Genomic DNA, 22,812 nt, shown 5'->3' with positions numbered 1-22,812 from the left:
CGGACCTGGCGAGGTTTCCTGGGACCTCCTGAAAAGCAAGGAGTTCCCGGCACCATGGACATCGGCCGAGTAGTTGCCGCAGGCCAGCACCGGCTGTCGAACCGACGGGTGGCGGTGATCTGTGTCGCCGGCCCGCGATCGGCTGGGCGCGACCTGGTGGAGACGGTCCGCGGACTCGGGCACGAGGCGATCGAATGCTCGATCGGTGCGGACCGGGAGTGGACAGTCGGGATCGAGAAGGGCATCGAAGCAGCCTGCCGGGTACTGCAGGACTGTGATCTGGCGGTTCTCGCCGCGTCCGGCCACGACAGGTTGGTCGCGGAGGTTCGGTCGCTCCTGCGACTGCTGGGCGTGAGATCGGTCGGCGGCAGCGGGCCGGCGAATCTGGCCGCGCTGGATCAGCAACTGGCGAAGAAGGTCCTGCTGGCCGAAGGGCTCGCGGTGACTTCGGGCCTGACAGTGACCTCGGCCGACGAGTTCGAGCAGTCCGACCTCGACGAAGCCGGCCTGCGCTACCCGGCAGTGGTCAGAGCAGCCGGCGGCGCGGTGACGACAGTCGCAGATCAGGCGTCCCTCCGGCACCTGATCGACACCTCCGGCGAGGAGTTGCTGGTCACGAACACCGGTCCGGGGATGCGCTTCGCCGTTGCGGTCCTGCAGTTGCCGGACCGCAGTCTGCACGCCGTTGCGGCACCGGCCCTGGCTGATGCGGGACTTGCTCTCGATCTGCGGGTCACCGCGATCGAAGCCTTTCAGTTGCTGCGATGCAGCGGGCCGGCCTCGATCGGATTCATCGTGCTCGGCCAAGGGCGGCCGATCGTCGACTCCGTCGAGGTGATGCCGGATCTCGAGGTGTCGGCGTTGTACCCACGGGCGTGGACGACAGCCGGTCTGTCCTACCCGGCGCTGGTCAACGTGCTGCTCTCGGCCGCCTCGTGGTGATCGCCCGGGGCCGGCGGTTACGGAGGGACCACAGAACGAGTGGAACGAAGTGGCCGTGCCCGGGTGACGCGTAGTTGACTTGGGGTGCGACGGGGGCATCGCGTCGGCGCGGGGTCTGTCCCCGGTGTCATCGGCCAGAGGCAGGAACCGCGGTCCCCTTCGCCGACGTGGTGGCCGGCCGCCTTGATCGGAACGGTCGCCCGCCAACGGAAAACATCACCATGGAGTTACCACTCATGAAGGCTGGTTCTACGAAGACCGCTCCTGCCCAGGCCGGCGAACGGGCAGTGGTGATCGTCGAGTCCGGGATTTTTGTCAACTGTTCGGTGTACGACGCCCATCTGGTGATCTCGACCCCGTCATGGATCAGCCGGGCTCATCCCCAGGTCGTCGCCGCGCGCGGACTGACACATCGCCCACTGGAGCGCGGAGAAGGCTGGACCGAGGTCTACGACTTCGAGGGCCAGATGTTCTCTGTCGACTGGCAGGTCAGGACAGCGCGGCAGGGCAAGAGCTGGTCGGTGCAGACCGGTCAGTTCGGCTGGCGTGGTGTCCAGGCTGCTGTCAACACCAATCTGCAGGCCGTCGACGGCGGCACCCGAATCCTTCGGCGTTCCAAGGTCGCCTTCGGAGCCGGTCATCAGGAGTGCGAGTCGCTCCGCCGGCAGGCGGGTGACGTGGCGGTCGCCTCGCGATACCTGGCGAATGTGAAGTACACGCTCGAGCACCGTTTCGTCAGTGCATCAGGCTGAGTGGAGCACTTCTTGACCAGTCCTCAGCTTTGCACAGCAGAAAGTTCCCGGGTCGGTAGTGCGTGGGACGATTGCATAGAGTAAGATATTGACCACTTCTTAACCACTAGGCTCTGGCGGAGATGACGGTGCGCAAACGCGAACTCGCTCGTGAGCACCTGCTCGGGTTGATCGAGTCCCGAGCGGTCGGCCAGGCAATCCCTTCGGAGCGCCAGCTGTCGGCCGATCTCGGGATCTCGCGACCGACCCTGCGTGCAGTGGCCGACGATCTGGTACGGGACGGCTGGCTGGTCCGCGAGCACGGCCGGGGGATGTTCGTCGGCGCGCCGAAGATCGCCCAGCGGATCGTGGCGGCCGGTCCGGAGGTCCGCGACGGAGCCGGATATCCCCAGGCGCCTGGCCGCTGGGTCAGCCGGATCCTCAGTCAGGTGGTGATCCCGGCCGGATCGCAGGTCGCGGTCCGGCTCGGGATCTCGACCGGAACACCGCTGCTGCGGATCGCCCGGCAGAGAACGGTGAACGGTGAGCCGATGTGTCTGGAGCTGATCCACGTGCTCAACGACCTGGTTCCGGCGATCGACGGCAAGGTGATCGAGGCCGGATCCTTCTACGCGCTGTTGCGGGAGCGGTATGGCGTGATCCCTACCCGTGCCGAGCAGGTGCACGAAGCGGCGGCGGCCGACAGTAGCGAGGCGGCACTGCTCGGTCTGAACACAGGCGATCCGATCCTCACGCTGGAACGGACCACTGTCGACCAGTACGGCCGACTGTTCGAGTACACCCGGGCGGCTTACCGCAGCGACCGGTACCGGGTGTCGTCCCGGCTCAACCTGGCTGGTGTGCTGGACGTCGAGCCGGCTCGGATCATTCCGGTCGGCTGAGATTCCTACAATGAAGTAGAAATAGTTGACGAGCAATCTTCACGGATTACTCATGAGTTGTCCCCGAATAACAGATAATCTCTTGCTAATCACTCCCAGTACTCTTACGATTGCAGAACCGAACAGGTACGGACCGGAATCATCGGGTCGCTTCATTCCATCGTTCGGTTGACTGGTAAGTATTCATTGCCAGTGTTCCCCGATCTCTGTCCGCTGCCGGGGGCGGCGGCGCGACAGAGTCTCCGCGGTACGGTCAGGTACACGCGGACCGTGGGTGCCGGCCGTCACTGCGTGATCGCCGGCACCCACATCTTCACGGTCCTCAGCTCTGGCGGGCGATCAGAGCCGTCAGCGTGGTGATGCTGGCGAGAGCCAGCAGACGATCGGTCCAGGACCAGGTGCCGGCATCGCCGGTGATCAGCGCGAGACCGACCATGGTGGCGACGTACCAGCCGGCGGCCTGAAGACCAACGCCGACATCGGCGACCCGGGCCAGGAAACGCAGCGCTGCGACGTAACAGATCAGGCCGGCCGCGTAGGCGACGAGGGCAGCGCCGAGAGGCGGCCAGGCCATCCGGTCGTCGACCCAGACCTGTCCGGCGTAGGTGAATCCGCGAGCATCCGCCCACGCCCCGGCCAGCGTCAGGACAATGATCAGAAAATAGGTCATGAAGGCCTCGGTCAATCCCCGGCGGACGACTCTTGCCGCCGGCTCACGTTCGCTGGATACTGCGGTTCAGGTATTCCGGGTGCGGTCGGGGAGGTTCGATGACACGGATCGCGCGGGTCGCGGGGGCGGGGATCGCCGGTCTCGCGGTGGCCACCGCTCTCGGCCGTCGAGGGTGGCGGGTGGTGGTGTACGAGCGAGCGCCGCAGTTGCGGGAGATCGGTGCGGGGATCACGCTGGGGCCGGACGGGATCGAGGTTCTCGAGCGGCTGGGCGCGTTGACCGAAACCATCGCTGACGCGGCCAAGGTCGGTTACTGGTACATGCAGGACGAGCAGGGTCGCAACGTCCAGGCTCAGCACGTGACGCGGGAGATGTACTGCTGTCATCGTCGATCGTTGCATCGGGCACTGGTGAACACCGCGCGGGCCGCCGGTGCCGAGATCCACACCAGGACACCGGTGGCGGGCGTCCTGGGCGATGCGCTGCTGGTCGGCGACGTACCCGTCGCCGTACCCGCGGATCTGATCGTCGGTGCCGACGGTGTCGGCTCGCGCGTGCGGCGATCGCTGGCTACCGCGGGCCTCGGGGTCCGGCTGGTGGACCTGAACGTCTCCGGAGCTCGCTACGTCATTCCCCGCCGGGCGACGGAATGGCTGACCGACCAGCCCGAATGGTTGCGGGACAGCCGCCGGGTCGGTGTGCTGCCGCTCGGCGGAGACGATATCGCCGTCTGGCTCTCCTGTCGCCGGGACGACTCCGAATCGCGGACCGACCCACTCGAGCGCGAGCACTGGCTCGCCACCTTCCCGGAAGCTCGCGACGTGATCGAGCGCGCTCCGGATCGGCCTGACTGGCGGGATCTGGTCGAGATCCGTTGTTCGCGGTGGTCGGCGGGCAATGCCGTTCTGGTCGGCGACTCCGCGTTCGCGATGGCGTCCAATCTCGGTCAGGGCGCGCTGTCCGCTCTTCGCGCCGCGCTGGAACTGTCCGAGGAGGTCGCGGATTCGCTGGATATCCCGAGCGCGCTGACGCGCTGGGAGCGGCGAGTCCGGCCGCTGATCGACTACAACCAGTCCTGGTCCCATCGCTACAACGCGATCGCTACCCGCTGGCCGGGCCGGCTGTATCCGCTGCGCTCGGCGCTCTACCGGCGACTCGACCGGATCGAGGAACTCAACCATCGGTTCGCGGGCGTCTGATCAACCAGGTTTCGGACGGTTGCCAGCCGAGCCGGACGCGGCTCCCGGGAACGAACAGTTCGGCCTCCCGAGCGGGCAGCGTGGCGGTCAAGGGGTCGCCGGTCCCGGACTCGAGCGTGAGGGTGGTGCCGGCACCGCCGAAGGTCAAGGCGGTGATCGTCGCAACCAACGACTGAGGAGCGAGCCGGGCAGGGTGAAGATCCTCGGGCCGGATCAGCACCTCCACCTCTGTCCCCGGCGCGAGCCCCGGAGCGCCGGGGACAGAGATCAGTTGTCCCTCGGCGAGGCGGACCTCGTAGCAGTCGCTGTCCGCCTGGACGATCACAGCGGGCAACCGGTTGACCTCGCCGACGAACGACGCGACGAAACGGGTGGCCGGGTGGCGGTAGACCGAGACCGGCGTGTCGATCTGGTCGACCCGGCCCGTGTTCAGTACGGCCACCCGGTCGGAGATCGCGAACGCCTCGGTCTGATCGTGGGTCACGTGAACGAAGGTGATGCCGGAGTCGCGTTGGAGCTGCCGGAGCAGGATCTGCAACTGTTTGCGCAGGGCGAGATCGAGGGCGCCCAGGGGTTCGTCGAGGAGCAGTACGTCGGGCCGGAGTACCAGTGATCGGGCCAGGGCGACTCGTTGTCTCTGGCCACCGCTGAGCTGGTCCGGACGGGCCCTCCGGCGGCCCAGCAGACCGACCTGGTCCAGGACGGCGTCGATCCGGTCCCGGGCGGCCTGACCCCGGATCCCGCGTTCGCGCAACCCGAAGGAGACGTTGCCTGCGACATCGAGATGGGGAAACAGGGCGTAGTCCTGGAAGACCGTGCAGACCGGGCGCCGATGAGCGGGCAGGCGGGTCATGTCGGCGTCACCGATCCAGACCTGTCCGGACGTCGGCGGGAGCAGCCCCGCGATCATGCGGAGGATGCTGGTCTTGCCGCAGCCGCTCGGCCCCAGCAGCGTGAGGAACTCACCACGGGCGACGTCCAGATCGACCCCGTCCACGGCCGTCAGCGCACCGAACGTCTTGCTCAGCGCCCGCAACCTGACAGCGGGCGTCATCGTCGCGCCCCGACCGGGCGCGAGCCCGGTACCGGGAGGCGACCGAGCAGAAGGCCTGCGACGACGGGCAGTGCCGTGGTCAGCATCAGCGCGGTGCCGATCGCGTTGACCTGCGGCGACACGGTCAACCGGATCTTGCCGAGCAGCAGAACGGGCAGGGTCTCGGCTTGGGTGCCACCGAGGAACTGCGCGACGACCACGTCGTCGAAGGAGAAGCTCAGCACCAGCAACGAAGCGGCGAGGATTGCGGAGGCCAGCAACGGCAAGGTGACCCGGCCGAACACCCGGTGCGGGGGAGCGCCGAGGTCGGCGGCCGCTTCCTCCAGTGACGTACCGATGGTCTGCAGGCGGGCCTGCAGAACGATCGTCGCGTACGCCGAGCAGAACACCGCCTGGCCGACCATGATCGCGCCCACCCCGAGTGGCAGCCCGAGCTGCTGTGCGGCGAGGAAGAGGGCCAGCGCCAGCACCACCTCAGGCAGGATGATCCGCGCGAAGGTACTTGCCTCAAGCAATCTCCGACCGCGACGGCTCGCTCCTCGCCACCACAGTGCCTCGAGCAGCGCCAGCGTGACCGACAGGCAGGTGGTGCCGACGCCGACCAGAAGACTGGTCCCCAGGTCGGTGCGAACGCGGGGGTCGCCGGCCATCTCGACCCACCATCGGGAGGTCGCTCCGGCCCAGCTCGCGAGCCGGTCGTCGGCGTTCAGGGAGTTCGCCGCGACCAGCACGATCGGGGCGTAGAGGGCGAGCAGAACCAGGCCGGTGACGATCGTGGCGAGCCGTGGCCTCATCGAGCACTCCAGCGCCTGGTGACCAGCAACAGCAGGGTTACCAGCCCGGTCATCATCAGGGCGAGCGCGGATCCCAGCGGGTAGTTGCCGGTCACCTGGAACTGGTCGGCGACGATGTTGCCGTACATCAGCGTCTTGCCGCCACCGAGCACCGCCGGTACGACGTACTCTCCGACGGCCGGGATCCCTACCAGCAGGCAACCCGCGACGATCCCCGGCCGCGCAAGTGGCAGTTCGACCCTGTACAGCAGCGACCAGGGACTCGCGCCGAGGTCGGCGGCCGCGAGCAACTGGGACTTCTCGATTCGCTCCAAGGCCACGAAGACTGGGATCACCATCAGCGGCAGGTAGGCGTAGATCATGCCGATCACCACCGCGGCCGGGGTGTAGAGCAGCGAGAGACCCGCCGGCTCCGCTCCGACCAGCCCGGCCAGTGGTCCGTGGTCGGCGATCAGTGCCGTGATCGCGTAGGTGCGGATGACGTAGCCGCTCCACAGCGGAACGATGATTGCTGCTAGCAACAGACGTTGGCGGCGGCCGCGCTGTCTGCTCATCGTCAGCGCTACCGGGAAAGCCACCATCAGGCAGGCCGCGACCGTCGCCGCGGAGATCGCCAGCGACCGCAGGATCGGGCGGAGGTAGAGCGGGTCCAGGGCGCGAAGGTAGTTGCCCGGGTGCCAGCCCGGCCGGGTCTGGTAGGTGACGAAGTCCACGGAGCCGAACGAGATCACTACCATCAGGAGCAGTGGCAGGACGAAGAACAGGCCGGTGAAGAGCAGCGCGGGAGCGATCAGGAGCTGCCGATGGCCGGTCATCAGCCGACGACGCGCTCGAACGCCTGCGTTCGGCGTCTGGCGCCGTCCGGTCCGCGGTAGGTCTGGAACTGGACCGAGGCCGCCGACTTCTCGTCGTACCGCAGACTCGGGTTGCCCTTGATCGCCTGGTCGATGGCCGGCTCCGCGGCCGGCAGGAGGTACGCCGTACCGGTGGTGTTGACGAAGTCCGCGTAGACGGCCGGGTCGAGGTGGTGGTTCATGAACGCGTAGACCGTGTCGAGGTTCGTCGACCCGGCCAACGGGATCCAGCCGTCCAGATAGCCCGGCATGCCTTCGCTCGGCGCGACCCAGACGATCTCGGGATTCTTGCGTTGCGCCGCGGCGATGTCGTAGTCGTAGCTGACCGCGGCGATCGCGTCGCCGGTGAGCAGGTCCTTGGAGAAGTCGGTCGGCAGGAACGCGCGCAGATTCTGCTTCAGCTCGCGCAGCGCGTCGACGGCCCGGTCGATCGCGGGCTGGTCGTCCGCGTTGGCCGAACTGCCGGTCATGATCATCGCCATCGACAGCACGTCCTCGGCGTACTTGAGGACGGTGACCTTGCCACGATGGTCGGCGGCCAGCTTCCACAGGTCCGCCCAGGAGGCCGGCCGCTCGTCGATCAGGTCCTTCCGGTAGCCGATCCCCACCTTGCCCAGATCGATCGGGACACCGAGCGGATAGGCCGTGCGGAAGTACTCCGGAAGGGTCTCGTAACGCTCGACCCTGGACGGGTCGAAGGGCGCGACCAGGCCGGCGGCCTGCAGTTGGCCCGCCGTCGCGCCACCGGCCAGGCTCAGATCGTAGGCCTTCAGGTTCTGCCGGACCTGGGTGACCGCCTGGGCGGCCCCGGCGGTCAGTCCGGAGACCTGCTTGACGTCGGTCCCGGGGTAGGCCCGACGGAACGCGGCCACCTCGCCCTTACCGATCCAGTCCGGGTAGTTCATCATCGTCAGCGTGCCCTTGACGACCGGTTGACCAGTCGCCGAGGTCGCTTGACCAAGAGGTTGTTCTGCCTTCCCGCAGGCGGTGGGCAGTGCGGTCAGCATCGCCAGACCCGCACTGTTCCGCAAGAAGTCTCGCCGGGTGGTCCACATGGTTGCCCCGTCCTCGCAGATCGTTGCCTCTGACTGTTCATGTAAACCCCTGACTTGACCAGTGGTCAATACCAGGATGCCTGTGGTTCCCCCGTAGCCGAACTGGACTTCGGTTCCTGGCGGTTCCAGACTCCGTACTCATGAGACTGGCCGTCGCCGCCCCGCCCGATCTCGTCCAGGCAGCCGCCAGGTTCCGGGAGACCGTCCGAGTGGTCGCCGGACCTGGTGACACCCTGCAGACCGTGTTCGGAGAGGCTGAGGGACTTCCGGTCAGGGCCGTTCTTCCACCGGTGCGTCCGGAGGCGCTCGGTGACCTGGCGTTCAACCAGGCTCACGGAACCAGGTTTCCTTATGTGGCGGGTGAAATGGCCAACGGCATCTCGACCACCGACCTGGTGGTCGCGGCGGCCAGAACGGGTCTGCTGGGTTTCTACGGCGCTGCCGGGTTGTCCGCTCAGCGGGTGAACAGGGCGATCCTGGACATCCGCGCCCGGGTCGGTGACCGGGCCAACTGGGGAGTCAACCTGGTGCGGCAGCCCGGCGACCCGTCCGCCGAGGCGCGAATGGTCGACATGCTGATCAGGCATCAGGTCCCGGCGGTGTCCTTGTCGGGGTACACCGAGCCGACTGCCGATCTGGTCCGGCTGGCGGCAACCGGGCTGCGATCCGGACCGGATGGTGAGGTTGTCCGGCGGACCAGGCTGATGGTCAAGGTCAGCGGGTCGGCCGCGGCTCGGGCGTTTCTCGTTCCGCCGCCCGCGGACCTGCTCATCCGGTTGGCGGTCGAGGGACAGATCACCTCCGCCGAGGCCGCGCTCGTGGCTGTGGTGCCGCTGGTCACGGACATCACGGTCGAGGCCGGCGGTGCCGGACAGACGTCCAGCCTGCCACTGGTGAGTGTGCTCCCGCGGGTGATGGATGCCAGGGATCGGTTGTTCGCGGGGCCGGGGCGCAGCGCGACGGTCAGGATCGGAGTCGGGGGTGGGCTGGGCACCCCACAGTCGGTGGCAGCGGCTTTCGCCTGTGGCGCGGCGTACGTCGTCACCGGATCGGTCAACCAGGCCTGCGTGGAATCCGGGATCTCGCCGCAGGCGAAGGAGATGCTGGCGCGCGCCGACGTAGCCGACTTCGGACCGGCTCCGGCCGCGGACCGGTTCGAGCGGGGCGGACTGGTCCAGGTGTTGCGTGCCGGTACGTCGTTCGGATCACGAGCGGCCCTGCTGTACCAGGTGTACGAGCGTTACGACGGCCTGGAGGACGTGCCCGAGCAGTTGCTCGTGCAACTCGAGCAGTCGGTGCTGGGGGCAACCATCGGTGCAGTCTGGGAGGAGGTCCGCCACTACTGGTCGAAGCGTGACGCCAGCCAGCTGGCCAGAGCGCAGGCCGAGCCGAAACACCTGATGGCGTTGGTTTTCCGCTGGTACCTCGGACGCTCCAGCTGGTGGGCGATCACCGGTGCACGGACTCGGCAGGACGATTTCCAGCTCTGGAGCGGCCCGGCGCTCGGGGCTTTCAACCAGTGGACCGCGGGAAGCTTTCTGGCGGACCCGGGTGAGCGGACGGTGGCCGAGGTCGGGCGCAATCTGCTGGAAGGAGCCGGGATGGTGACCAGAGCGCAGCAGCTCCGGGTACTCGGCGTTCCGATGCCGCCCGGGGCGTTTCACTACGTACCGCGGCGACTGGTCCATGCATGACAGCAGTACCTGTCGCGATCGTCGGCATGGGAGCGGTCGCGGACTTCGATCCGGCTCTGTGCCCACCCGTGCCGGGGGGCCTCGCGGTTGACGACTGTGTGCTCCGGGTGCTGTTCGGCGTACGGCAGGCGTTGCGGGACGCCGGGATCGAGGGGCCGTGCCCACGAGGCGGGCTCGTGCTCGGCAACCCGTCGCTGCCGACGGAGGAAGGAGCGCGGTTCGCGGACTGGGTCCGAGGTGGCGGCCGAGTGTTCACATCGGAGTCCGGCCTGTTGCCGGCGGCACGGTTCCCGTTCGGGCTGCCGGCCCAGTTGGCTGCCTCGGCACTCGGGCTGGGGTGCGGGGGCTTCGCCGTCGACGCCGAGGAGAACTCGTCGACGCTGGCTCTCAGGCTCGCTGCTGATCGGTTGGCCGATGGTCGTTGCGACCTGATGGTGATCGGAGGCATCGGTCAGGTCGACTCGGACGGTTTACGGGCGGTTCTGCCGGACGGCCTGGTGCCGGCCCGAGGTGGCGTGTTCTTCGCCTTGATGAGGCTGGCCGACGCTCGGGCCGCGGGACATGCAGTGCTCGGCCTCGCGCCACCCGTCGAACGAGTCACAGCCGCGGACAGGATCGTGATCGCGGGGCTGGGGGTACGCGTCGGCGATCTGGTCGACACCGCGGCTTTCACAGGTGCGCTGATCCGCGGCGAGGCGAACCTGCGGCCGGCGGTGGACTATGCGCTCGATCGACAAGTGGCGGAGGTCCTGGCCGACGCGGACGGCTCCGAGGTGGCGGCAGTCGCGGCGGGTCTGGAGGCGATCGAAGGACTCGACCTGCCGCTGGCCGCGACGATGGTGATCCTGGGCACCGGAGCGAATCAGGCAGTGATGCCACCGGCCGGGTGGCTGGCAAGGTGCCTCGGCGCGAACGGCGAGTCCTTCGGGGTCGGAGCCGAGGAAGCATCCGGCCTGGAGGCGATCGACCTGGGCAGTCGTGCGCTGCGATCGGGCCAGGCGGACGCGGTTGTGGTCGGAGCGGTGGACCTCGCCCACGATCCGGTGCATCGGCTGGCTGCGGGGCTGCTCGGCCTGGACGGGCCGATGGGTGACGCCGCCGTCGTCCTGGTTCTCAGACGGGCCGCCGATGTCCCTGCTGAGGAGGTGATCGCTGAGCTGGAGCCGGCCGGGCGCGGACCGCGGATCGGTGATCACGGGCCGGCGGTTTTCGATCCGGGACCTGTCTTCGGCGTACCTCATGCGGCCAAGGGGATGCTCGCGGTTGCTTGTACGGCGTTGGCGCTGCGGCACGGCGCAACCCCGCGGCTGGGAAGGCCGGCCGGCGCTGGGCCCCGCGGCGGCCGGGGGATGGTGAGCATCTCGGTGATGTCCGCCGGGCATCGCACCATCGGTCTGCGTGCTCGGGTGGTCCGCCGATGGGGAGAGGCGCCGCGAACCTGGATCTTCTCCGGCGACGATGCGCACCGGACAGTGGCCAGTGCGCTGGCCGGCAGGACGAGTGACGACGGTCCAGCGCGACTTGTCGTACGAGCCGAGGACAGGGGGCAGTGCACCGAGAGGATAGCCGCGGCCGCTGAATGGCTGGCTGGACAACGAGCCAGGCCGAGGGGAGTGGCCTATCGAGAGCGCCCACTGGAGGGCGAGGTCGGCTTTGTCTACGCGGACCACCAACAACTGACACTCACTACGGGTGGGCCCGTAGCGGACCGCATCTGGGCGGCCACCAGACTCGCTCAGGACCATACCCGAACCAGTAGCACCGGCTGGGGGTTGCGCGCTGCTGCCGTCCTCGGTTACTCCTCGGGTGAGCTGTCGGCGCTGGTCGCGATGGGTGTCTGGGACGGGGACAGCCTGTTCGCGGATCTGCTGGAGCAGTCGGGGCTGTTCGAGGAAGGCTGCCCCGAGGTACTCGACTGGGAGAGTCACCTGTTGCCGATCCCGGTTGCCGGAGTACGGTCCGAACTGCGGGGTGGGACTGTCCGCATCCTTGCTGTCAACACTCCGGCCAGCTGTGTGATCGGGGGACCGGCCGGTGACTGCAGAGCGGTGCTGGCGAAACTGGGCCTCGACCCGCAGCCGTTCTGGAGCAGGCCCGTGCACATGCCTCAACTCGCTGCCGTTCGCAATCGGTTCCAGGCCCTCTATTCCCGACGGATCACTGAACCGGCGGAGCTTCGACTTCACTCGGGCGTGGACGGCAGGGTCTACCGGCCGACCTCCGCTGACGTGGCCACCGCGCTGACCGACCAGACGATGAGCATGATCGACTTCGACCGGACAGTTCGACGTGCCTGGGACGACGGTGTTCGCATCTACCTGGTGCACGGACCCGGTGATCAGTGCCGCAGGTGGATCGGGGAGATCCTCGGCAGTCGCGAGCATCTGGCGGTCAGCGTCGAGGATCCCGAGGCAGCGCTGGAACTGCTCGCGGCCGGGGTGCCGGTCCAGTACGACGCAGAACGGACGGCGCCTGCTCAGGATCTGGTTCGACTACCTGCCCACCCGGACGACATGCCTTCGAGCACTTGGCGGCAGGTCGCCGCCGTGGTGGACCAGACCCAGCCGACGCCTCAGGGCGACGAGTACGCCGCGCTGATGGTGGCACTCCGTGATGCGGCCCGCGAGCCCCGCGTGCCCTTGCTGTTGGCCGATCGGGTGACAGGAGTGGAGCGGGTCCACGGTGCTCGCTGGACCGGGACCATCCAGACCGAGATGACGGTCCGGCCTGACTCGTGGTTCCTCGACCCGGCTTGGCGAATGCCTGCCGGCCTGGTGCTCGAATCCACCCTGGCTCACCTGTTGCTGCTCGCCTGGTCGCTGCTGGACGACGATCACGGCTTCCGCCTCCTGGATGCGGCGACGACCTTCCACGGAGCCCCACCTGAACCCGGCCAGCTGGTCAGCTGTGACGCTCAGGTCGACGGCTGGACCGGCAACGACCTGCTGTTCCACGCTGACTGCCGAGTAGACGGTCAACTTCGGCTGACCCTGCGGGCCGGCCGCGCGGGAGCACCGAACACCGTGCCTCCGGCCGAAGCTTCCTGGCGAGCCGTCGACGATCCTCCGAGCGAGCGACCGGTGATCGATCCTCCGCCGTTCTTCGTGCCGGCCACGAGCTATTCGGCCGAGCAGGTGCTGGCCTATGCCGCAGGCAGGCCGCGGGAGTGCTTCGGAGCCAGGTGGGGATCACAACAGTCGCATCGGTGGATGCCGCGAATAGCGAACGGTCCGCTGTTCCGGTTGGGCCGGGTGAGCGGTCTCGACTTCACCGGCGGGCCATGGCGGCGCGGATATCTTCGGGTCGACGTACCGATCGATCCGGCGGAGTGGTTCTTCGACGGACCGGGATCGTCGATGCCGATCGGCCTGCTGTACGAGGGAGGCCTGCAAGCTCTCGCGTTCTATCTTGCCGCGCTCGGTTACACGCTGGCGACGGGTGCGGGACGGTTCGAACCGGTTCCGGACCAGACCGTACGCCTTCGGTGCCGCGGAGCGGTGACGCCACAGACCCGGCAACTCGTCTACGAGGTCTTTGTCGTCGGAGTCAACGCTGGATCGGTCCCGGCGGTGATCGCGGATGTGACGTGTTCGGCTGACGGGGTACAGGTCCTCCATCTGAGCCGGCTGGGGGTCCGGGTGGAGAGGGTCTGAGACGAAGGTCGCGTCGATCCGGGAAATTCTGGCGCGTTCCCTTGACTTGACCGGTTCGGTTAGGGACTCTCTGGCAATACGAGAGCGCTCTCCACGGACCCTCGCCAGTCCGGCTCGCCGAGTCTTTCGAGTGCCGAAGGTGGGATGTCGACGCGATGGAATCCATTGTCATCGTGGGGGTGCCCGAGCCTGTCCCGACCTGGGAGACCAGGTTGTCACCGGCGATTCTCCCACATCTGGCCGATCACCGGATCGACGGCCGGGTCACCGTCTCGACCGCGGACTATGTCGAGACGGCCCTGACGCTGTTCGGTCAGGATGCCGGTCCCTGTGTTCTGGAGAACGTCCGCTTCGGCCTTCCGGTCGTGCTGTCCGGCGACGCCGAACTGACGCTTCGGCTCAGCTTCGACCCGGATCTGCGCGAACTGTCGATGCACGGCCGGGTCGGAGCCGACGACGAGACCTGGACATCGCTGGCGGTGGTCCGTCGATCGCTGCTGGCCGATTCCGCGAAGCCGGCGCCCTGCATCGAGACCTGGGCGGAGATGACGGACGGGCTGCCGTCGATCGGCAGGGACGAGATCTACCGACGGCTCGATCCGCAGGGAACCGGCCTCGGGCCCGCGTTCAGAACCCTCGACCGGGTCTGGCTGGGTGACGGCGAGTTCCTGGCCGAGGTCGAGGTGGAAGAGTTCGCGACCGGTGGGTACCGGCTGCCGCCGACCCTTCTGGATGCGGTCTTCCAGGCTTTCGCGATCGCCATCGGCGACCCCGAGATAGTGGAGCGCTGCGCTCCGGTCCGGATCGGCGAGATGCGGTTCTACCGATCTCCCGGCCGGGTCCTGCGCATCTACGGCTTCCGGCGCAACGGTGAGCTGTACGGTGATTTCACTCTGTACACCGACGACGGCGAGGTCGTCGCGGACCTGATCGGGGTGCGCTGCGAGCCGCTCACCCCCGCATCTCAGGAGGTCGGTTTGACCGGCGCCGATCGTACCAGCGAATGGGTCTGGCGCTCCGCCGATGCAGTGGACCCGGGCGCTGCCGAGGGACGATGGATCGTTCTCGGCGACTCGGACCTCGCCGCCCGCACCGCCGCCGGACTGACGGCGCGTGGCGTTCAGGTTCGGCTGTTGGCCATGGACCGGGACTGGATGACCGAGATTCTGGCCGAACAGCGCCTTGGCTGCCGTCGCCTGGTGCACGTGCCCAGCCTCAGCCCGGTCCGCGAAGCGGTCTGTGATCCGTTACTGCCCACCTTCGATCTGCTACTGACGCTGACCGAACCCATGCACGTCGTCATTCTCAACTACATCGCGCCTGGCCCGGAGATCGACGATCCCGGACCGGACCTGTCCGCCGCTCCTCTGTGGGCGTTGGGACGGGCGATCCGCCACCGCCGGCCGGAGTTGGTGTCGCGGTTGATCGCGGTGGACGTCCCCAGCGACTTGATCATCGACGAACTGATCAGTACGGCGACAGACGACGTACTGATCGTGCAGGGCAAGCGGCTGGTCGGACAGATGGAGCCGGCAGGTCCGGACACGGAGCCTCAGTTGGTCGCCGAACCGGGCACGCCACTGCGACTTGCCAGGACCGGCTCCGGGATCGAGGCGCTCGGTTTCGTCCGGAGTCAGCGTCGCCCGCCCGGACCGCGAGAGGTCGAGATCGAGGTCGCCTACACCGGCGTCGACGTCAAGGATCTGGCCAAGGTCTTCGGCCGGTTGTCCAGTGCCGAGATCGAGGACACGTACTCCGGCAACGCGCTGGGGATGGAGTGCTCGGGCGTCATCCAGCGAGTCGGCTCGGCGGTGACCGATTTCCGTGCGGGCGACCAGGTCTTCGTCTGCGGACGTGACCTCTTCGCGTCGTACGTGACGGTGGATCAGGGTCGGGTACTGCGCCGGCCCGACGGCTTGTCGATGGCCCAGACAGCATCGCTGTTGCCGGTCCTGACGGCGTACGTGGCTCTGGTGCAGCTGGCCGACGTCCGGCACGGCGAGCGAGTGCTCATCCACTCTGCCGCTTCCGGCGTCGGGCTGGCCGCGGTCCGGGTGGCCAAGTGGCTCGGGGCGGAGATCTTCGCGACCGCCGGGGACGAGACCCGGCGGGAGTTTCTCCGGCACGAGGAGGTGGTCGGCGCGTCGGATTCGCGGTCCACCACCTTCTTCGACGACATCCTGTCGTGGACCGGCAGCGAGGGCGTCGATGTCGTGGTCAACTCCATCGGTGGCGAGATCATGGACAAGAGCCTCGAACTGGTCCGCCCGTTCGGCCGGTTCGTCGAACTGGGGATGTCGGACCTGGCCGCGGATCGCAAACTGCGGCTGGGCCCGTTCAAGCGGTCGATCTCGTTCCACGCCTTCGACGTCGACCAGATGATGTTGTTGCGGCCGGACCTGGTTCGCCGGCACCTGACCGACGTGGTGGAGTTGTTCGACCAAGAGGTGTTCGAGCCGCTGCCGCTGCTGGAGATACCGGCCAGTGACATCGAGGCGGCCTTCAAGGTGATGGAGAACCGCGAGTACGTCGGCAGGGTCGTGGTCAGGTTCGCCGGTGAGCAGATCCGGATCCCGGCCCGCACGATGGACCGGGACCTGGTGGAACCGCACAAGACCTATCTCGTGAGTGGCGACCTCGGCCTGGACCTGGCCGGCTGGTTGGTCGATCACGGAGCTCGGCACCTGGTCCTCGTGCACCAGCGGTTCGAGGCCGACCCGCTGCCGACGGTCGAGAAGTTCCGCGCCGGTGGTGTTGAGGTCCGTGTCGAGGAGGTCGACCTGACGAACCGCCAGGAGACCGCGCGGTTGCTCGCCTCCGTCCGGGCCGACATGCCCGGCCTGCGCGGGATCTTCCATACTGCCGCGGAACCCTCCGAGCGATCGACCGACTTCCGGGGACTGTCGGCGGAGCAGTTTCTGGCCGAGACGGTTCCCCATGCCGACTCGGCCTGGAACCTGCATCTGGAGACCGCGACCGACGATCTGCGGCACTTCATGTCGCTGGCGGTGATCGGTGTGCCACTCAGTCCGCCGCGAGCCACCGCCTGCGGTTTCCTGCACGGCCTGGCTCACTACCGCCGGGCGATGCGGCTGCCAGGGATGAGCGTGACCTGGAATCCGGTGGATCAGCGAGCGGTCCGGTTGCCGGAGGAGTTCGAGGCCTTGCTGCGCAGGAACCCGATCGTGGTCACCCTCAATCTGAGCGAGGATCTCGAGATGCGCAGGCGGACCACTTCCTGAACGCGGGTGGTGACGGCCGGTCCTCGTCCCCCGTACGAGGACCGGCCGTCAGCTCGGAGCGGTGATCAGGCGCGGTAAGAGGTCCACATCTTGCTGATCCGGGAGCTCTGGCCCGCAGTGAACTGGTTGTAGCAGGAGTCGTAGGAGTAGTCCATGTAGTTGTGGATCGGGTCGTTGCCAGGCAGCGAGCAGGAGTTGCGGCCTTCCGGGCAACCTGAGCTGGCGCTGCTCTGGGCCGGTGTGTCCGAGACCTCGTCGTTGGTGTCCGTGCAGCCACCCTGGAAGGTGTGGTAGAGCCCGAACCAGTGACCGGCCTCGTGGGTGGCCGTTTCGCCGAGGTTGAAGTTCGTCGACGAGCCGCCCGGCAGAGAATTGTAGAGCACCCGGATACCGTCGATCTTCGGGGTGTTGGAGTACTCCCAGGGGAAGGTCGCGATGCCCAGGTAGTCGAAGTCGACCAGCCAGATGTTCAGAGCGTTCTTGCCCCCCTTGCGGGTCTGTGACCGGTACGTCGTGCTCTGGCCGTCGGTGTGCCAGGTGTCGTTGTTGTACCGGTAGGTGCCGGACAGACGGAACCGGAAGCCGGTGTTGGTCGCCTGGGACGACTCCTGGCCGGCAAACGTCTTGTTCAGTACGTCGATCTGCCGGCTGATCTGGTTGTCGGTGACGTCGCCGGCGCCTGAGTTGCTGCGCATCACGTGGACGTAGACCGGAACCTCGGCGGCTGCGAGGCGGCCGGCCGACGGTGCGAGCCCCTGACGCTGCTTGACGGCGTACAGGCGATCGGAGGCGGCCTCGATGACGCGCTGCTGCGCCGCCGTCAGCTGGGTGGTGTCAGGACCGAAGCCGCCGCGGGCGGTAGCTCCGCCCTGCGGGGTGAAGCAGGGGTTGCGCAGGTTGTCCACGGGCTGTTTCGCCGAGGCCTGACCTGCCAGCGGGCTGAGGGTCAGCGCCGCACCGGCAAGTAACAGAGCGAGGGCACGGGGGCGTGGGCTGGAAAATCGCATCGAGGCGACTCCTCCGGATCAAGGGCCGCTACGGGGCGGGCGGCCTGGTCCAGTGATCTTCGGGGAGCAATCCGGGGAAACGAAGTGGAATTGAGTCAAATCTTTGTCAAGAGAGTAATTTTCTGCACCGAAGATACATTTCGGCCACGATGTCGAAATCGATTTCAGGCTATTCCTGTGGTCCCACCGAAGATTATTTTTCGCGGTGCTGCCAGAGCCTCATAATCGATCGATCGATCGATCGATCGATCGAGAGCGTGGTCGAGCGAAAGGGGAGCAGATGATCCGGCTGGCCGAGGTTCTGGCCGATTTGGTGGCTGAGGGCAACGAGCTGGACGACCTGGTCTCGGGTTTGCCGCAGACGAGTTGGCGGCTGTCCACGCCCGCCGGCGGCTGGACCATCGCGGATCAGATCGCGCATCTTGCCTGGACCGACTCGATCGCCCGGATGAGTATCGACTCACCGGCCGAGTTCGCCTCGATCGCCGATCGGGCCCGCGGCGGCCTGGCCGCTTATGTCGACAGGTGTGCGGCGGAGACAGCGAAGTTGGCGCCCGGCGAGCTGCTGTCCTACTGGCGGTGCGTTCGCAGTGAACTGGTCGACGTACTGGCCGCGGCTCCGGCCAGTGAGCTGGTCGCCTGGTTCGGGCCGCCGCTGAGCCTGACTTGGTTGGCGACCGCGCGGATCATGGAGACCTGGGCTCATGGGCAGGACGTGCTGGATGCGGTCGGCCGGCGTCGAGAGCCGACTGCCCGACTACGCCATGTCGCTCAGTTGGGCGTCCGGGCCCGCGACTACGCCTTTACCGTGAACGGCCTGACAGCCCCGGTCGAGGAGTTCCGGACCGAACTGACCGCGCCGGACGGTCAGCTGTGGACCTGGGGGCCGGAGGATGCGGCCCAGCGGGTCATCGGCTCGGCGCACGATTTCTGTCTGCGGGTGACCCAGCGACGGCACCTGGCCGACCTGGATCTCCACGCGGTCGGTACGGACGCTGAGGTCTGGCTGATGATCGCCCAGGCCTATGCCGGGCAGCCGGGCACCGGCCGTCGGGCCGGGCAGTTCGACGACTTGTCCGTCTGAGAGTCACCCCGGTCGCCATCATCAATGCCGTTGGCAACGAACTGGGCGCCGTGCAGTCTGGAGCGATCGAGCCGGCCTTTCAGCCCGGCGAGCTCGACGGCCAGTACTCCGGTCCGCGACGCGGCACGGAATTCGACACCGGGGGCCGCGCCTACGATCTGCCGTACGGCGTCGAGGTCGGACTGCCGGACACCGAGCACCACCTTCAACACCGCGGTCGCGCCGTTCGGATGGATGACCTCAGGCGGGTGCTGAGCCGGCCGGTACGGGGTCACGAGGAACGGAAGATCGGGTTCGCGCGGGTAACAGAATCGAAAGGTCGTCACCTCGCCGTCGGGCCTGGTCCGGCGCCACCGTACGAGGCGGCCGCAGCGCACTCCAGCGCGGCCGAGGGCGGACACGACGGCCGGCAGCGCCTCGTCGGACACCTCAACGGCCAGGCTGCAGAATCCCTCGGGCTGAGTGGCCCAGCCGACCATCCGGCGCCCGGCCCCACGTCCCATCCGCAACTCGATCGGCAATCTGAACAGCCTTGCGCCTCGGGGCGAGGCGAGCAGCTCGATGATCGGCCCACTGGGAAACCAGATGTGAGCATGCAGCGCCCGTCGTTCGTCGGTGGCGTAGCGAACCTCGAAGCCGAGCGCGCGATAGTCGTTCACGGCCTGACGGAGGTCATCGACCTTGACCAGCACGTGGCTGACGGTCGCCATCCGATCACATCCCTTCAAGGTACGCGGCGGCCAGGAGCTCTTCGATCGGAATCTGCGGCGGCGCCGACCGGTCGATCAGCTCAGGACTGCCGACCGCAGCGGTCAGGGCGGACCAAGCGGTGGCCACACCCAGCACCCACTGGCGGGTTCGAACCCGGCCGCCGGGATCCTCGATCTCCGTGCGTAGCCGGCGCAGCGCGGTCAGGACCGCGGCTGGCCAGAGCTCGGCGAACACCGCGTGATAGTCACCGGGTGAGGGACCGAGCTGAATCGTCGTCGGTACGGCGAGCCGTTCGGTTCCCACCCCTGCCAGCACCAGCCGTCCGGTCGAGTCACGGACGGCATGCAACCGTGGATTCCACAGCACCGGCCCGTGGGTGTCGGCCAGCGCCAGGACGCCGGCGTCCGTACCGACGCTGAGGCGATGCAGCAGGAGCGCGTGATTGTCCGGATCGGCCGGGTGCAGCTGGTTCTGCAGGCGCAGCGTGACCCGCACGCCGCCGATGGTCGCGGCGATGACGCTGAACGGTCCGCGGCCGTCGAGAAGCTCGAAGTGGAAAGGACGGACGGCGCCGGCGAGACGGCACAGGATCTCGACCAGCGGGTAGGCGACCTGTCCGGCGCAGGCCGCGTCGACGAACCGGATCGGGTGGCGGCGCAGTACCTGCGTCACGGCCAGAAACCGCTGCACCGAGGCAAGATCCGGGTAGAGGGTGTTCACCGCGTAGGCAACATCGTTGGCGGCAGCGACTCGGAGGGTGGGCCCGAGCTCGTCCGGGTGGACCGGATGCTCTTGCAGGACACTCACTCCGCGGCGCAGGAGACTCTGCGCGATCGATGTTCCCGCCCCGCCGAGAGCGCCGGATCGCACCACCACGCAGGCGATGTCGACCTGCGGAACCTGGTCTGCCGCGGAGTACAGGGGGACATTCAGGCCCGCTGCGATCTCGCGCGAAGCAACGCTGCCCGCTGCCAGGATGCCGGCCAGTTCGAACTCCTCCGGTGCCGACCGGACGGCCTCGAGGTAGATCCGGCCGAACGCCGTACCGGCGACGATCACCCGTAGTGGACTCACGAATCCGCCTGCGCCGCGACCAGGAACCTGGCGACGCTGGCCAGCTTCTCCCGGGTCTCCTCCAGCTCCCGGTCAGGAGTCGAGTGCGACACGATGCCGGCGCCGGCTCGCAGCCAGGTCCTGCCGTTGCGGCGAAAGGCTGTGCGCAGTACCAGTGCGGCGTCCAGGGTGCCGTCGGCGTCCGCGGTCAGTACTGCTCCGCTGTACAACCCACGTTCGGTCTCCGCTGCCGCGATCAGCTGTCTGGCGGCGGCTTTCGGAATGCCCGAGGCGGTCACCGCGGGAAACAGGGCGGCGAGAGCATCCCAGGACGTAGTACCGGGCAGCAGGTCGCCGGACACCTCGGAGGCCAGATGCTGAACACTGCCGCGCTCCTTCACGGACATGAACTCGCTGACGCGGACGGTGTCAGGGGCGCACATGCCGGCCAGCTCATCGGCCGCCAGACGGACGGAGATCGCGTGTTCGAACACTTCCTTGGGATCGCGACGAAGCCCGTCCCGTAGCAGTCGGTCGTCCGCTGCGTCGCCGGACAACGCACGTGTCCCGGCCAGTGGTTGAGTGACGACGACACCTTCGGTGTCGATGCGGGCGATGATCTCCGGGCTGAACCCGGCCGCCTCCCAACCTCCCAGGCGTAGCAGGAACGAGCGAGCGGGTGTGTTGCCGCGGCGTCCGGCCAGGTAGGTGGCCGCCAGGTCGAGGTTCCCGGGGACCGGCACCGTCCTGGACAGGATCACCTTGTCGAGTCGTCCTTGCTGGATGGCCGCCACCGCCGTGGTCACAGCGGCCAAGTAGTCGGCCGCCTGGTGATCGCTGTCGATCTCGATCAGTGCACGCTCACCGGAGACCGTGCGGTTCTCCGCGATCGACTCGGCGAGTTCCTTCTCCAGCAGGTCAAGAGCAGCCTCGTCCTCGGCGCGGAGCAGAACGCTTTCGTCATCGAAGCGGATCTCGCGCTCGGGCAGCACCAGCCTCGCCAGCGAGCCGGTGGCGTTCTCGGCGCCCAACTCGAAGGTCACCCAGCCGTACACCCGATCGCCAGGCCGGATGAGATCACCCAAAGCACGTCCCGCCGCGGCCAGCGGGTGGGTGATCACCGGATGTCTGACCGGCCCAGCCTCAGAGTGTGAGCAACTGATGTGATCGGCACGGACGTCGACAACGACCCGCTCGCCCTCCGCCCATGACACCGCTCCGGCTGCCTCGTAGAGCAGGTGTGGCCGATCGGAGCGGGCGCACAGGGCGGCAGCGGTCTGGATCGGGTCGGACGAGCAGGGCAGCAGGCGTTCCTTCATCGTCATCGCTGTGCTCCTCGGACCGGAGCCAGTTGCAGCGATGCGGAGATCAGTGTTATCAGTTCGGACTTGGCCTCGGTGAGATAGAAGTGCTCGCCGGCGAACTCACGGACGGCGAAGTCGCCGGTGCTGTGCGCGGCCCAGCGTTCCAACTGCTGGTAGCTGACCTCGGGGTCATCGGCACCTCGCAGTGCGGTGATCGGGCAACTCGGCTCCGGTCCGGGGGACCAGGTGTAAGTCCCACCCACGCGGTAGCCGGATCTGATCGCGGGCAGGAAGAACGACCGGAGTTCCGGCGAGCTGAAGAGCTCGGGTTTCGTGCCGCCGAGCCGGAGGACGTCGCGGATCAGCGCGTCGTCGTCCTGCTCGTGCAGATCGTCGGCGACGTGCTCGCCAGGAGCATGCCGGCCGGACACGAACAGATGGGCGAGCTGGACCGACGGCTCCAGCAGCCGGGCCACCTCGTAGGCGACCAACGCGCCCAGGCTGTGACCGAACAACGCGATCGGCCGGTCGGCCAGCGGTCTGACGGCGGTGGCGATCGCCGTGACCAGGTCGGCCAGCTGTTCCAGACAGGGCTCCGCGCGGCGATCACCATGGCCGGGGTACTGCGCGGCGGCGACCTCGATGCCGGGGGCAAGTAATCCGGTCCAGCCGTGGAAGAACTCCGCGGCACCGCCGGCGTGCGGAAGGCAGACGAGGCGGACTCGGGCCGACTCCAGAGGCTCGGGGCGGCGGATCCAGACAGTGGGCGGCGTCACTAGGGAACTCCTCCAGGGATTTGACCAATGGTCTTGACCATGGGCTAGGTTGACGGCATTGAGTTAGGTAACCCTAACAAGAACGCC

18 protein-coding genes are annotated in these 22,812 nt (G+C 67.7%); 8 read left to right on the top strand and 10 right to left on the bottom strand.

Annotated elements, in window-relative coordinates; all coding sequences use genetic code 11:
• Positions 1–54 precede the first annotated feature (54 nt).
• The 3 genes from AB0P21_RS40195 to AB0P21_RS40185 all read left to right on the top strand — a co-directional run bounded on the left by AB0P21_RS40195 (position 55) and on the right by AB0P21_RS40185 (position 2,575).
• Positions 55–942, top strand: coding sequence for a hypothetical protein (locus AB0P21_RS40195; RefSeq protein WP_363704627.1), 888 nt, complete (start codon positions 55–57; stop codon positions 940–942).
• Between the two features lie 236 nt (positions 943–1,178).
• Positions 1,179–1,694, top strand: a complete 516-nt coding sequence (locus AB0P21_RS40190) for a hypothetical protein (RefSeq protein ID WP_363704625.1) — start codon at positions 1,179–1,181, stop codon at positions 1,692–1,694.
• A gap of 122 nt (positions 1,695–1,816) precedes the next feature.
• Positions 1,817–2,575: a GntR family transcriptional regulator gene (locus tag AB0P21_RS40185; protein WP_363704623.1), complete on the top strand. Its 759-nt coding sequence runs from the start codon at positions 1,817–1,819 to the stop codon at positions 2,573–2,575.
• 322 nt (positions 2,576–2,897) lie between these two features.
• Here AB0P21_RS40185 and AB0P21_RS40180 read toward each other — a convergent pair whose 3' ends face one another.
• On the bottom strand, positions 2,898–3,245 hold the full coding sequence (locus AB0P21_RS40180; protein ID WP_363704621.1) for a hypothetical protein: 348 nt from the start codon (positions 3,243–3,245) through the stop codon (positions 2,898–2,900).
• 98 nt (positions 3,246–3,343) lie between these two features.
• Here AB0P21_RS40180 and AB0P21_RS40175 point away from each other — a divergent pair, with 98 nt between their 5' ends.
• On the top strand, positions 3,344–4,444 hold the full coding sequence (locus AB0P21_RS40175; protein ID WP_363704620.1) for an NAD(P)/FAD-dependent oxidoreductase: 1,101 nt from the start codon (positions 3,344–3,346) through the stop codon (positions 4,442–4,444).
• On the opposite strand, the gene AB0P21_RS40170 is transcribed toward AB0P21_RS40175, so the two are convergent.
• From AB0P21_RS40170 to AB0P21_RS40155, 4 genes are read right to left on the bottom strand one after another with little or no spacing between them, the layout of a single operon-like run.
• Complete coding sequence (locus AB0P21_RS40170) at positions 4,419–5,498, bottom strand: ABC transporter ATP-binding protein (RefSeq protein WP_363704618.1); 1,080 nt, start codon at positions 5,496–5,498, stop codon at positions 4,419–4,421. The genes AB0P21_RS40175 and AB0P21_RS40170 overlap by 26 nt on opposite strands.
• Positions 5,495–6,292 carry an ABC transporter permease gene (locus AB0P21_RS40165; RefSeq protein ID WP_363704616.1) on the bottom strand — a complete coding sequence of 266 codons (798 nt, stop codon included), beginning with the start codon at positions 6,290–6,292 and terminating at the stop codon, positions 5,495–5,497. The genes AB0P21_RS40170 and AB0P21_RS40165 overlap by 4 nt, the downstream gene beginning before the upstream one ends.
• Positions 6,289–7,107: an ABC transporter permease gene (locus AB0P21_RS40160; RefSeq protein WP_363704614.1), complete on the bottom strand. Its 819-nt coding sequence runs from the start codon at positions 7,105–7,107 to the stop codon at positions 6,289–6,291. The genes AB0P21_RS40165 and AB0P21_RS40160 overlap by 4 nt, the downstream gene beginning before the upstream one ends.
• The gene (locus AB0P21_RS40155) at positions 7,107–8,201 is read right to left on the bottom strand and encodes an extracellular solute-binding protein (protein ID WP_363704612.1); all 1,095 of its coding nucleotides are present in this window, start codon (positions 8,199–8,201) and stop codon (positions 7,107–7,109) included. The genes AB0P21_RS40160 and AB0P21_RS40155 overlap by 1 nt, the downstream gene beginning before the upstream one ends.
• A gap of 140 nt (positions 8,202–8,341) precedes the next feature.
• Between AB0P21_RS40155 and AB0P21_RS40150 the strand changes: the two genes are divergently transcribed.
• From AB0P21_RS40150 to AB0P21_RS40140, 3 genes are all read left to right on the top strand, one after another.
• Positions 8,342–9,895, top strand: a complete 1,554-nt coding sequence (locus AB0P21_RS40150; RefSeq protein ID WP_363704610.1) for a PfaD family polyunsaturated fatty acid/polyketide biosynthesis protein — start codon at positions 8,342–8,344, stop codon at positions 9,893–9,895.
• Positions 9,892–13,548: a beta-ketoacyl synthase N-terminal-like domain-containing protein gene (locus AB0P21_RS40145; RefSeq protein WP_363704608.1), complete on the top strand. Its 3,657-nt coding sequence runs from the start codon at positions 9,892–9,894 to the stop codon at positions 13,546–13,548. Before AB0P21_RS40150 ends, AB0P21_RS40145 begins: the two co-directional genes overlap by 4 nt.
• 155 nt (positions 13,549–13,703) lie before the next feature.
• Positions 13,704–16,790 (top strand): KR domain-containing protein, encoded by a 3,087-nt coding sequence (locus tag AB0P21_RS40140; protein ID WP_363704606.1) that lies wholly within the window; start codon positions 13,704–13,706, stop codon positions 16,788–16,790.
• 65 nt (positions 16,791–16,855) lie between these two features.
• On the opposite strand, the gene AB0P21_RS40135 is transcribed toward AB0P21_RS40140, so the two are convergent.
• Complete coding sequence (locus AB0P21_RS40135) at positions 16,856–17,797, bottom strand: zinc metalloprotease (protein ID WP_363704604.1); 942 nt, start codon at positions 17,795–17,797, stop codon at positions 16,856–16,858.
• Between the two features lie 280 nt (positions 17,798–18,077).
• Between AB0P21_RS40135 and AB0P21_RS40130 the strand changes: the two genes are divergently transcribed.
• On the top strand, positions 18,078–18,881 hold the full coding sequence (locus AB0P21_RS40130; protein ID WP_363704602.1) for a TIGR03084 family metal-binding protein: 804 nt from the start codon (positions 18,078–18,080) through the stop codon (positions 18,879–18,881).
• Here the strand turns inward: AB0P21_RS40130 and AB0P21_RS40125 are convergent.
• From AB0P21_RS40125 to AB0P21_RS40110, 4 genes are read right to left on the bottom strand one after another with little or no spacing between them, the layout of a single operon-like run.
• Positions 18,821–19,591 (bottom strand): VOC family protein, encoded by a 771-nt coding sequence (locus tag AB0P21_RS40125; protein ID WP_363704600.1) that lies wholly within the window; start codon positions 19,589–19,591, stop codon positions 18,821–18,823. The two genes, AB0P21_RS40130 and AB0P21_RS40125, sit on opposite strands and share 61 nt — an antisense overlap.
• A 4-nt stretch (positions 19,592–19,595) precedes the next feature.
• The gene (locus AB0P21_RS40120) at positions 19,596–20,666 is read right to left on the bottom strand and encodes a Gfo/Idh/MocA family oxidoreductase (RefSeq protein ID WP_363704598.1); all 1,071 of its coding nucleotides are present in this window, start codon (positions 20,664–20,666) and stop codon (positions 19,596–19,598) included.
• Entirely contained in the window at positions 20,663–21,970 is a 1,308-nt protein-coding gene (locus tag AB0P21_RS40115) for a salicylate synthase (protein ID WP_363704596.1), read from the bottom strand. The genes AB0P21_RS40120 and AB0P21_RS40115 overlap by 4 nt, the downstream gene beginning before the upstream one ends.
• On the bottom strand, positions 21,967–22,725 hold the full coding sequence (locus AB0P21_RS40110; RefSeq protein WP_363704594.1) for an alpha/beta fold hydrolase: 759 nt from the start codon (positions 22,723–22,725) through the stop codon (positions 21,967–21,969). Before AB0P21_RS40110 ends, AB0P21_RS40115 begins: the two co-directional genes overlap by 4 nt.
• Positions 22,726–22,812 lie beyond the last annotated feature (87 nt).

This window comes from Kribbella sp. NPDC056861 (assembly GCF_040687575.1).
GTDB lineage: Bacteria > Actinomycetota > Actinomycetes > Propionibacteriales > Kribbellaceae > Kribbella.
Note: the sequence above shows the minus strand (reverse complement) of the source record. Positions and strands in the feature narration are given on the sequence as shown.